General features: G+C 54.7%; 11 protein-coding genes and 5 tRNA genes. All 16 read left to right on the forward strand.

Going from position 1 to position 10,411, the window contains the following annotated elements; all coding sequences use genetic code 11:
- Nucleotides 1–777 precede the first annotated feature (777 nt).
- The 16 genes from GFN93_RS15865 to rplL all read left to right on the forward strand — a co-directional run bounded on the left by GFN93_RS15865 (nucleotide 778) and on the right by rplL (nucleotide 10,270).
- Nucleotides 778–2,466 (forward strand): AMP-binding protein, encoded by a 1,689-nt coding sequence (locus tag GFN93_RS15865; RefSeq protein WP_153502300.1) that lies wholly within the window; start codon nucleotides 778–780, stop codon nucleotides 2,464–2,466.
- Nucleotides 2,463–3,443 carry a bifunctional biotin--[acetyl-CoA-carboxylase] ligase/biotin operon repressor BirA gene (gene birA, locus GFN93_RS15870; RefSeq protein ID WP_235902101.1) on the forward strand — a complete coding sequence of 327 codons (981 nt, stop codon included), beginning with the start codon at nucleotides 2,463–2,465 and terminating at the stop codon, nucleotides 3,441–3,443. Before GFN93_RS15865 ends, birA begins: the two co-directional genes overlap by 4 nt.
- Nucleotides 3,440–4,174: a type III pantothenate kinase gene (locus tag GFN93_RS15875; RefSeq protein WP_153502302.1), complete on the forward strand. Its 735-nt coding sequence runs from the start codon at nucleotides 3,440–3,442 to the stop codon at nucleotides 4,172–4,174. The genes birA and GFN93_RS15875 overlap by 4 nt, the downstream gene beginning before the upstream one ends.
- Before the next feature lie 15 nt (nucleotides 4,175–4,189).
- Entirely contained in the window at nucleotides 4,190–4,837 is a 648-nt protein-coding gene (locus GFN93_RS15880) for an SPOR domain-containing protein (protein WP_328594800.1), read from the forward strand.
- Between the two features lie 83 nt (nucleotides 4,838–4,920).
- Nucleotides 4,921–4,996 (forward strand) — tRNA-Thr (locus GFN93_RS15885).
- Between the two features lie 76 nt (nucleotides 4,997–5,072).
- A tRNA-Tyr gene (locus GFN93_RS15890) sits at nucleotides 5,073–5,156 on the forward strand.
- Nucleotides 5,157–5,215: 59 nt separating this feature from the next.
- Nucleotides 5,216–5,289, forward strand: a tRNA-Gly gene (locus tag GFN93_RS15895).
- A 43-nt stretch (nucleotides 5,290–5,332) separates the two neighbouring features.
- A tRNA-Thr gene (locus GFN93_RS15900) sits at nucleotides 5,333–5,408 on the forward strand.
- 155 nt (nucleotides 5,409–5,563) lie between these two features.
- A complete protein-coding gene (tuf, locus tag GFN93_RS15905; protein ID WP_328594801.1) occupies nucleotides 5,564–6,754 on the forward strand; it encodes an elongation factor Tu in 1,191 nt (396 codons plus the stop codon).
- Nucleotides 6,755–6,821: 67 nt separating this feature from the next.
- A tRNA-Trp gene (locus tag GFN93_RS15910) sits at nucleotides 6,822–6,897 on the forward strand.
- A gap of 41 nt (nucleotides 6,898–6,938) precedes the next feature.
- Nucleotides 6,939–7,313: a preprotein translocase subunit SecE gene (secE, locus tag GFN93_RS15915; RefSeq protein ID WP_153502303.1), complete on the forward strand. Its 375-nt coding sequence runs from the start codon at nucleotides 6,939–6,941 to the stop codon at nucleotides 7,311–7,313.
- Between the two features lie 9 nt (nucleotides 7,314–7,322).
- Nucleotides 7,323–7,865: a transcription termination/antitermination protein NusG gene (gene nusG / locus GFN93_RS15920; RefSeq protein ID WP_153502304.1), complete on the forward strand. Its 543-nt coding sequence runs from the start codon at nucleotides 7,323–7,325 to the stop codon at nucleotides 7,863–7,865.
- Nucleotides 7,866–7,980: 115 nt separating this feature from the next.
- A complete protein-coding gene (gene rplK, locus GFN93_RS15925; protein WP_153502305.1) occupies nucleotides 7,981–8,409 on the forward strand; it encodes a 50S ribosomal protein L11 in 429 nt (142 codons plus the stop codon).
- Between the two features lie 3 nt (nucleotides 8,410–8,412).
- Nucleotides 8,413–9,108, forward strand: coding sequence for a 50S ribosomal protein L1 (gene rplA / locus GFN93_RS15930; protein WP_153502306.1), 696 nt, complete (start codon nucleotides 8,413–8,415; stop codon nucleotides 9,106–9,108).
- A 240-nt stretch (nucleotides 9,109–9,348) separates the two neighbouring features.
- The gene (gene rplJ / locus GFN93_RS15935; protein ID WP_022986303.1) at nucleotides 9,349–9,855 is read left to right on the forward strand and encodes a 50S ribosomal protein L10; all 507 of its coding nucleotides are present in this window, start codon (nucleotides 9,349–9,351) and stop codon (nucleotides 9,853–9,855) included.
- 43 nt (nucleotides 9,856–9,898) lie between these two features.
- Nucleotides 9,899–10,270, forward strand: coding sequence for a 50S ribosomal protein L7/L12 (rplL, locus tag GFN93_RS15940; protein WP_153502307.1), 372 nt, complete (start codon nucleotides 9,899–9,901; stop codon nucleotides 10,268–10,270).
- Nucleotides 10,271–10,411 lie beyond the last annotated feature (141 nt).

The following is a 10,411-nucleotide window of genomic DNA, read 5'->3' on the forward strand; positions in this document are numbered from 1 at the left end:
CATCGCCGATGGTAGTGTGGGGTCTCCCCATGTGAGAGTAGGTCATCGTCAGGCTCTTAAATAAACAAAAGGCCCCCGTTGCTAACGCAACGGGGGCTTTTTGTTATTGGGGGTTGTGTGGGGTGCGCGGGTTGAGGGTCGAGGAGTGGACCGCTGCTCGTCTTAGGCGCTTCCCCTGGCTGGGCCACACGCCCCCTGCCGTCGCCGTCAGTCATGCCGACCAGCGTTGGAGTGCCGGCGCTAAAGTCCTGTCGGGTGCCGTGAAGGTCAGGCGATAAACAGCTACCCCGTGGCCTTCGTGCTCGCAAAGGCCTTTTTGCGTGGCATTTTCCCTTGCTAAAGCCGCTTACTTTAGTCTGCTCTGAGCTCGGTAAGCGGAGCTTGGGGGCGGCTGTCACTGCAAGTTCGCTGTCATTGCTGCTGGCCATGTGCAGATTATGAATTTTGTTCATGGGTCTGGATCACAAATAATCAACGGTTTGCTTCTTTATCCCGCGCTTTTGGCCATCTATTCTCTATCCGTTCCCCTTGTTCTGGCCTGCAGAGCAGTGCGAATTTTCTGCGCTGGACTCTGCATTGCCGGTTTGGAAAGTGGTAAGGTTGAGCCTGTTTTTCTGTCACCACGATAGCGTGCTGTGGCAGAGGCATCGGGAGTAAGCGTAGTCAGTTTTGGTGGGGCGCACTGGGAAGTCGCCTTGATGATTCGCAGGGTTGGCCTGCAGCGGCTCCGCCTTGAGGGCCGTTTCAACTGTTTGGATTTGGGAAAAGGTTTGCATTATGACAACAGAAAACAAAGCCAGCGTAACGACCCCCCTGCAGGCGCTTCAGCAGCGCGTTGAGCAGCAGGGTGATGCCGTGGCATTTGTTCAGCCACTGGGTGGCGGCAAGGTGCGTGAGTATACCTGGAAAGAGATTGAGCTGGAGGCGCGCAAGATGGCGGCCTACCTGCAATCCCAGGGCATGCAGCGGGGAGATCACATCGCACTGGTTTCCAAGAACTGTGCAGAATGGATCATGGCTGACCTGGCAATCTGGATGGCCGGTGGTGTCAGTGTTCCCTTGTACCCGACCCTGGTGGCAGAAACTGTTCGTCTGATCATGGAGCACAGTGAATCCAAGATGCTGTTCGTCGGCAAGCTGGATGATTGGGACATCATGAAGGATGGCGTTCCTGACGGTGTGAAGCAGATTTCTTTCTCCCTGGCGCCGCAAGACGTGCAAAGTGCATTCCCGATGTGGACGGACATCATCCGTGACACGGCTCCTATTGAAGAGATTTACACCCCGCAGCCCGCTGATCTGGCCACCATTGTGTACACCTCTGGCACGACAGGTATGCCGAAGGGCGTGATGCACGACTTCCAGGCGCTTTCTACCGTGGGTAGCAAGATGATCAAGGTTTACGATCTGCAGCCTGACGAGCGTATGATTTCCTATCTTCCGCTGTCGCATGTTGCTGAACGTCTGGCGGTTGAAATTGCACAGCTTTATGTGGGTAACAAGGTCTTCTTTGCAGAGTCCCTCGAAACCTTTGGTGAGGACATCAAGCGGGCCCAGCCGACGGTGTTCTTCGCTGTACCGCGAATCTGGTCAAAGTTCTATCAGAAGGCATCCGAAGCGGTTCCACCCAAGAAGCTGAATACCCTGTTGAAAATTCCGTTCTTGAACAAGGTCATCAAGAAAAAGGTTCTCGGGGCCATGGGGCTGGATGAGTGCCGTATTGCCTTGTCTGGAGCAGCAGCGCTGTCTCCTGAGATCATCACCTGGTTCAAGAAGCTTGGGCTTGAGATTCTTGAGGTGTACGGCATGACCGAAAACCTGGCCTGGTCGCATACCACTGAGGTGGGTGATCAGCAAATTGGTTGGGTGGGTACCCCCAATGACGGCGTTGAGTGCCGTATTGCCGAGAATGGTGAAATCATGGTGCGTAGCCTGGGCAACATGAAGGGCTACTACAAAATGCCGGAGAAGACGGCAGAAGACCTCACCGATGATGGCTGGCTGCATACTGGTGACAAGGGCCAGATTGACGCCAAGGGTCGCCTGAAAATTACCGGTCGAGTGAAGGAAATCTTCAAGACCGAGAAAGGGAAGTATGTGGCGCCTGTGCCGATCGAAAACCACATCGTTACCCTGCCTGGACTGGAGTTGGCCTGCGTGATTGGTGAGGGCATGGGGCAGCCTGTAGCGCTGCTGAACTTGACTCCAGAAGAACAGGTTCGTCTGTCTTCCGAGTCTGAGAAAGAGCATTTCACCCAGGAGCTTGAGAAGCACCTCAAGCACGTGAATGGTCTGATCGATCCCCATGAGCGCCTGACGACCCTGATTGTGTGCAAGGACGCCTGGAGCGTGGAGAACAACATGATTACTCCTACTCTCAAACTGAAGCGTAATGTGATTGAGGAGCATTATGCAGAGGGCATCAAGCAGTGGTCTAAAACCAAAGGGGTGGTCTGGGAAGCTTGAGCACCCTAAAGGAGGCGGATCAGCAACTGATCCGCCTGCTGGCCGATGGCCAGTTTCGTTCCGGCTCTCAGCTCGGAGAGGTATTGGGTGTATCACGCGCTGCCGTCTGGAAGCGTGCGCAACGCCTTAACGACTTCGGGCTGGCACTGGAGTCAGTGAAAGGGAAGGGTTACCGGCTTGCGCAGCCCATTGAACTTCTCGATGCTGAGTACCTTCAGGACTATCTCTCAAAGACGGTTACTCCCGTCGACCTTCATTATTCTCTGATTACAGATTCCACCAATGCGGATGCATTGGCAGCCAGCAATCAGGCTGGTCGTCCGGCCGTGTTTATGGCGGAATGTCAGTTGGCGGGAAGGGGGCGAAGAGGCAGGCAGTGGCAGTCGCCGTTTGCTGCAAACCATTATCTTTCCGTTCGTTATCCCATTCAGGGAGGGTTTGGCGCGCTCGGAGGACTCAGTCTTGCTGTGGGTGTTGCTGTTGCGGACGCACTAACCTCAATCCAGCCGGGAATGCCGGTCGGTCTGAAGTGGCCCAATGATTTGCTGGTTCATGGGGCAAAGCTGGGCGGTGTCCTTATTGAGTTGGCTGGCGAGATGGATGGTCGTGTCGATGTGGTTGTTGGGGTCGGCTTGAATGGTCGTATGACAGCAGCTCAGGCGGAGCAGATTGATCAGCGCTGGACGGATCTGGCCAGTGTGATGGATCAACTGCCGACAAGAACCCAGGTGGCAGCAGAGGTACTCTCAAGGCTGCTGATCATGCTGGAAGAATTTTCAACGCAAGGTTTTGCGCCCCTGGTGTCTCGCTATGAGCGCTATGACCAGGTCGCAGGCAAGACCGTGAAGGTGCAGTCAGCTGAGCAGGTGCTGACTGGTGTGGCTGCAGGTGTCTCGGCTGATGGGGCGCTGAGGCTGGAAACCGCTGAAGGGCTGAAAGAGCTGTATGGCGGCGAAGTGAGTTTGAGAATTCAATGAAATTGTTTGTGGATGTGGGGAATACCGCGCTCAAGTGGCGTGCGCGCTCTGGGTCGGACGTTGTGCAGGGCGGGTGTCGCCATGAGCGGCGCTGGGCAGAAGTGGTGGAAACGATTGCTGGCGTCGACGGTGGCTGTGAATCTGTCTGGGTGGCATCTGTTGCAGGTGCTGAGTCCGATAAAGACATAGCGAATGCGCTGAGGCTTAAAACGGGAGTTGAACCGCAATTCTATTATTCGCAGGCAGATGATTATGGCGTAACCAGCTGTTATCCGGAGCCGCGCCGTTTGGGGGTGGATCGCTGGGTTGCCATGGTTGAATGCCATCAGCGCTTTGGTGCGGGCATTATCGTAGACTGTGGTAGCGCGCTGACCATTGATGCTGTGAATGCCAGTGGCCAGTTTTTGGGTGGTTATATTGTGCCGGGTCTTGGTATGTTGCGCGGTGCCTTATTGCGCGATACGGCGGATGTTCATGTAGAGACCGGTTCCGCACAGCTGGGCTTGGGTAAAAGTACCGCTGAGTGTGTGCACAACGGTTTGTTGCGCATGTCTGTGGCCTTCGTCACGGAGGTGGTGCTTGAACTGCGCCAAGTGCTTGATGATACTTGCAAAGTATTGATTACGGGCGGCGATGCGCCAGCGTTGATGGACGCCTTCGGGTTTGACTTCACGCATGTTCCTGACCTTGTGCTTGATGGTCTCGAGCGTATTGCTGCTGATAAAGAATAAGGTGGGGGAGCACCCGTGCGGTGGATTTTTTATAGTTTGTTTGTCATTAACCTGGTCTACCTGGGTCTCCAGCTTGCCAAAAGCCTGACTGAACCTGCTCGAGTGGTGAGCATCCAGCTCCCTGAAATGGAGGGGGGCGCGCCTCTGGCCTTGCTTTCTGAGCAGGCGCAGTCGCGACGGGTCGTTCGCAAGGCGGTCTCTTCCGGCTCATTGTGTCCCGTCATCGGTCCCTGGGAAAATCAGGATGCTGCCCGAGCGGGAGTGGTTCAATTGCAGGCGGCGGGTGTGTCTGCCAAAGTTCGGGCGCTGGCAATTGAGAAGGATCGCCTTAGCTGGGTGTATCTGCCTCCCTTTGAAAGTCGTGACAGGGCGTTGGTAGTACTGCAGGAATTGCAGGATCGTGGCGTGGACAGCTTTATCGTCAAGGACGGAGAGGACGCAAATGCCATTTCCCTCGGTTACTTCTCCAGTGCTGAATCGGCTGAGGGTTTACGCGTAAAGATGCGAAATGCCGGTTACCCGGCGTTTGTTCGTGAAACCTCCAAGACGGTGACGGAGTACTGGGCTTATCTGCTTGATCCCAATGCGATTGATAAGCCAGAGGTAAAAGTTTTTCTTGAGGCAAATCAGTCTCTTAAGCTCGATAGAGTCTCCTGCAACTGAAGGGCTGCGCAATTATTAGGCGTTTGACGTTTAATTGGATTGCGCCCCCCAATTCCTTTCTATAGAATGCGCAACCCTTATGAGCTGGCGTAGCTCAGTTGGTAGAGCAGCTGATTTGTAATCAGCCGGTCGGGGGTTCGACTCCTCTCGCCAGCTCCAGCTTTAAGTCGTCGCTAACTGCTTGAAAATATGTTGACAAGTGGTTGAGGCGTAAAGAAAATGTAGGCCCTTTTCTGGAGGGGTTCCCGAGTGGCCAAAGGGATCAGACTGTAAATCTGACGCGAAAGCTTCGGAGGTTCGAATCCTCCCCCCTCCACCAGATAAAGTAGATCGCTAGCGATCTGCAAGCCGGAAGGCTGGCAAGGCATCGGAAGGTTTGCGGGCATAGTTCAGTGGTAGAACCTCAGCCTTCCAAGCTGATGATGCGGGTTCGATTCCCGCTGCCCGCTCCAATTCCGGAAGAGTTTGGTCATCGCAAGATGGCATGAAGGTTATGCTCATATAGCTCAGTAGGTAGAGCACACCCTTGGTAAGGGTGAGGTCACCGGTTCAAATCCGGTTATGAGCTCCAATTTCCGGGCCCAGGTATATCCTGGGCCCGGCTTCATGTGTCTTGATGGTGCCAAGGCGGCCTGCGTTTGTCGAATGCAGTCCTTAAATGTGTCTTTTCGGTTGTATGTACGCCATATGGCGAGAAAGCGCAGCCAAGTTGAGAGGTGAAGAGTCGTGGCAAAGGAAAAGTTTGAACGTAATAAACCGCACGTAAACGTAGGCACCATTGGCCACGTTGACCATGGTAAAACCACACTGACCGCTGCGCTGACCCGCGTATGTGCGGAAGTATGGGGCGGTAACGCTGTTGCCTTCGACGGTATCGACAATGCTCCGGAAGAGCGTGAGCGTGGTATCACCATCGCTACCTCTCACGTAGAGTACGATTCCCCGACTCGTCACTACGCCCACGTAGACTGCCCCGGGCACGCTGATTATGTGAAAAACATGATCACCGGTGCTGCCCAGATGGACGGCGCGATCCTGGTATGTTCCGCAGCTGATGGCCCGATGCCGCAGACTCGCGAGCACATCCTGCTGTCTCGTCAGGTTGGCGTACCTTACATCGTTGTGTTCCTGAACAAAGCGGACATGGTTGACGATGAAGAGCTGCTCGAGCTGGTTGAAATGGAAATTCGTGAGCTGCTGAGCGACTACGACTTCCCGGGCGACGACACTCCGATCATCAAGGGTTCTGCTCTGAAGGCTCTGGAAGGCGATACCAGCGAGATCGGTATGCCGGCAGTACAGAAGCTGGTTGAGACCCTGGACGAGTACATCCCTGAGCCGGAGCGTGCGGTCGATGGCGCGTTCCTGATGCCGATCGAAGACGTATTCTCCATCTCTGGTCGTGGTACCGTGGTAACCGGTCGTGTAGAGCGTGGCATCGTGAAGGTGGGTGAGGAAATCGAGATCGTGGGTATCCACGACACCACCAAGACCACCTGTACCGGTGTTGAAATGTTCCGCAAGCTGCTGGACGAAGGCCGCGCTGGTGAGAACGTTGGTGTTCTGCTGCGTGGTACCAAGCGTGATGAAGTTGAGCGTGGTCAGGTGCTGGCCAAGCCGGGCTCCATCAAGCCGCACACCAAGTTTGTTGCTGAGGTGTACGTGCTGAGCAAGGACGAAGGTGGTCGTCACACTCCGTTCTTCAACGGTTACCGTCCGCAGTTCTACTTCCGTACCACTGACGTAACCGGTGCTTGTACTCTGCCGGAAGGTACTGAGATGGTTATGCCGGGCGATAACGTTCAGATGAACGTTGAACTGATCGCTCCGATCGCCATGGAAGACGGTCTGCGCTTCGCTATTCGCGAAGGTGGCCGTACCGTTGGCGCTGGCGTGGTAGCCAAGATCACCGAGTAATCTCTCGGAGATAAAGGGTGGCAGGCATGCCTGCCACCCTGTTTTGTTTTAAACGTTTCAAAGTTACAGGCCAGTAGTTCAATTGGTAGAGCACCGGTCTCCAAAACCGGCTGTTGGGGGTTCGAGTCCCTCCTGGCCTGCCAATTTTCCCAAGGTGATCTTGGGTGGTAGGGTGCATCGTCCGATGAGCGAGAAAACTGAAGCACATTCCGGCTCCGCAGCTTTAGAGGCTGTGAAGTGGTTGCTGGTAGTGGGTTTTGTGGCTGCTGCCGTAGTCGGTAATAGCTATTTCTCCGATCAGCCTACCCTTTATCGGGTTGTTGGCGTCGTAGCTGTGGCGCTGATCGCCGTCTTTGTCGCTCTGCAGACTGAGCAGGGTAAGGCGTTCAATCAGTTGCGCAAGGATTCCATGGTGGAGTTGCGCAAGATTGTTTGGCCAACCCGTCAGGAAACCCTGCAGACCACCTTGATTGTTCTGGTGTTTGTGGTACTGGTGGCCTTGCTGCTGTTTGTGCTCGACTGGATTTTGGGTGGCCTGATGTCCTGGGTGATTGGTTAAGGGGTTTACATGGCTAAGCGCTGGTATGTGATACATGCCTATTCAGGTTTCGAGAAGCACGTAAAACGCGCCCTTGAAGAGCGCGTTAAATTGCGTTCTATGGAAGAGCTTTTTGGCGACATTCTGGTTCCTACCGAAGAAGTGGTGGAGATCAAGGGTGGCCAGAAGCGCAAGTCCGAGCGCAAATTCTTCCCCGGCTATGTTCTGGTGGAAATGGAAATGTGCGATGACTCCTGGCACCTGGTCAAAGAGACCCCAAAGGTGATGGGCTTTATCGGTGAAGATCCGAAGAACCCGGGTCGCGTTTCTCCGATTACCAAGAAAGAGGCGGATGCCATCCTGCAGCGTATGGATGACGCCGTAGAAAAGCCAAAGCCGAAGACACTGTTCGAAGCGGGCGAAGTGGTGCGGGTCAACGATGGTCCGTTCGCAGATTTCAATGGTGTGATCGAAGAAGTGAATTACGAGAAGAGTCGCCTTCAGGTGGCGGTAATGATCTTCGGTCGTTCCACGCCCGTAGAACTGGAGTTTGGTCAGGTAGAGAAGACCTGATTCCGGTCCGGGAAAAGTATTTGGGAGCCCCGGTCGCCTGATGGCGGCCGGGGCGTTTTGACAACCTGAGGGGAGCCCGCTCTAAGCGAGGCGCTTGCACCCAAGGAGTCTGAAAATGGCGAAGAAAGTACAAGCCTACATCAAGCTGCAGGTTGCAGCTGGTCAGGCTAACCCGTCACCGCCGGTTGGTCCTGCACTGGGTCAGCACGGTGTGAACATCATGGAGTTCTGTAAGGCGTTCAACGCCCAGACTCAGCAAATGGATGCTGGTGCGCCGGTTCCAGTTGTTATCACTGTCTACAGTGATCGTTCTTTTACGTTCACCATGAAAACCCCGCCGGCATCTTACCTGCTGAAAAAAGCAGCCAAGATCAAAAGCGGTTCTGGTGAGCCGAACACCAAGAAAGTGGGCAAGGTAACCCGCGCTCAGCTGGAAGAGATCGCCAAGGCTAAAGAGCCTGATCTGACTGCCGCTGATCTGGATGCCGCTGTTCGCACTATTGCGGGCTCTGCTCGTTCCATGGGCCTGGATGTGGAGGGTTAACCAATGGCTAAACTGTCCAAGCGTCTGCGCGCCATCCGCGAGAAAGTAGAATCCGGCAAACTGTACCAGGTAGAAGAGGCTGTTGCCCTGCTGACTGAGCTGTCTGGCGTGAAGTTCAAAGAGTCTGTAGATGTAGCGGTAAACCTGGGTGTTGACCCGCGTAAATCCGATCAGAACGTGCGTGGTGCTTCTGTACTGCCTCACGGTACTGGTAAAACCGTTCGCGTTGCTGTGTTTGCCCAAGGCGCCAAAGCCGAAGAAGCAAAGGAAGCTGGCGCTGACGTGGTAGGTTTTGATGATCTGGCTGAACAGGTTCAGGCCGGCGAAATCAACTTCGACGTGGTTATCGCTTCCCCGGACGCCATGCGCGTTGTGGGCAAGCTCGGTACTATCCTGGGCCCGCGTGGCCTGATGCCGAACCCGAAAGTTGGCACCGTAACTCCTGATGTTGCCCAGGCTGTGAAAAACGCCAAGGGTGGTCAGGTGCGTTACCGTACCGACAAGGGTGGCATTATCCACTGCACCGTGGGTCAGGTTGGTTTCGATAACACCGCCATCAAGGAAAACGTGGAAGCACTGCTGGCTGACCTGAAGAAAGCCAAGCCGTCTTCTGCCAAGGGCACTTACTTCAAGAAAGTGACCCTCTCCACCACCATGGGCCCGGGTCTGACTATCGATCCCGCATCCCTGGCGATGTAAAGCATTCGGTGCACCGCTCAGGCGGTGCACCAACAAGGACTTTGATTTCGGCAGCTTGCTGCCGGAGCGTCAAAGACCACAGGCGCCTTGGCGGGTTCTCCCGGATAAGGCTTAAACCATCAGCCTGCGTAGACGCGGTGTGGTTCAGGTTTCGCTGTGACCCCCGCGTATGAGTTCGCTAGCGAATTCATAAATGGGTGGCCGGTTTCGACCGGTTGTATTCATCGAGGAGGTTACACAGTGGCTCTGAGACTAGAAGACAAGAAAGAGATTGTCGCCGCGGTAAATAAAGCCGCACTGGGTGCATTCTCCGCTGTGGTCGCCGACTATCGTGGCTTGAACGTTGCTCAGTTGACCGAGCTTCGTTCGAAGGCGCGTCAGCAGAACGTTTACCTGCGTGTTATTCGTAACACGCTGGCTCGTCGTGCCTTTGAAGGTACCGATCTTGAGCTGCTGAACGAGTCGCTGATTGGTCCGACCATCATTGCTATGTCGCTGTCCGAGGAAGACATGGGCGCTGCTGCCCGTCTGTTCAAGGACTTCGCCAAGGACAATGACCAGCTGGAGCTGAAGACCGGTCTGTACGAAGGCAAGCTCTATTCTGGCGCAGAAATCGATGTACTGGCAAAACTGCCGAACCGCGAACAGGCTCTTACCAGCCTGGTGTCTGTACTGCAGGCTCCGGTTTCCAAGTTTGGCCGTTTGCTGACTGCGCTTAAAGAACAGAACGAAGGTGAGGCAGCCTGATCGGCTCCTGAACCGCACATCATCAAGATTTGGAGAAGTTAAAATGGCAATGTCCAAAGAAGATATCCTGAATGCAGTTGCTGAACTGTCTGTACTGGAACTGGTTGAGCTGATCGAAGCGTTCGAAGAGAAATTCAACGTTTCTGCTGCTGCCGTAGCTGTTGCTGCTGGCCCTGCTGCTGCTGGCGAAGCTGCCGAAGAGAAGACCGATTTCGACGTCATCCTGACCGGTTTCGGCGACAAGAAAGTTGGCGTGATCAAGGCCGTACGTGAAGTAACTGGCCTGGGTCTGAAAGAAGCCAAAGAGCTGGTTGAAGGCGCTCCTGCTCCTGTTAAGGAAGGCGCTGGCAAAGACGAAGCCGAAGAGATCAAGAAAAAGATCGAAGAGGCTGGCGGTACTGCCGAGCTCAAGTAAGCGCATTGGCGCTTTGTCTTTCCGCCATCTGGCGGAAAGACGCCGGCTGGCAGCTATTTGGCTGCCAGCCTTTTGTCGTTTCTGTGTGAGGGGTTTCATGCAGAAATATCACCAGGTGGTGATAGATCAACAGCTGAGGAA

This window comes from Alcanivorax sediminis (assembly GCF_009601165.1).
Taxonomy (GTDB): Bacteria; Pseudomonadota; Gammaproteobacteria; order Pseudomonadales; family Alcanivoracaceae; genus Alcanivorax; species Alcanivorax sediminis.

Coding starts and splice junctions, on each gene's coding strand:
- GFN93_RS15875 (WP_153502302.1), top strand. CDS start 3,440: ATGAAATTGTTTGTGGATGTGGGGAATACCGCGCTCAAGTGGCGTGCG.
- GFN93_RS15865 (WP_153502300.1), top strand. CDS start 778: ATGACAACAGAAAACAAAGCCAGCGTAACGACCCCCCTGCAGGCGCTT.
- rplA (WP_153502306.1), top strand. CDS start 8,413: ATGGCTAAACTGTCCAAGCGTCTGCGCGCCATCCGCGAGAAAGTAGAA.
- rplK (WP_153502305.1), top strand. CDS start 7,981: ATGGCGAAGAAAGTACAAGCCTACATCAAGCTGCAGGTTGCAGCTGGT.
- secE (WP_153502303.1), top strand. CDS start 6,939: ATGAGCGAGAAAACTGAAGCACATTCCGGCTCCGCAGCTTTAGAGGCT.
- nusG (WP_153502304.1), top strand. CDS start 7,323: ATGGCTAAGCGCTGGTATGTGATACATGCCTATTCAGGTTTCGAGAAG.
- rplL (WP_153502307.1), top strand. CDS start 9,899: ATGGCAATGTCCAAAGAAGATATCCTGAATGCAGTTGCTGAACTGTCT.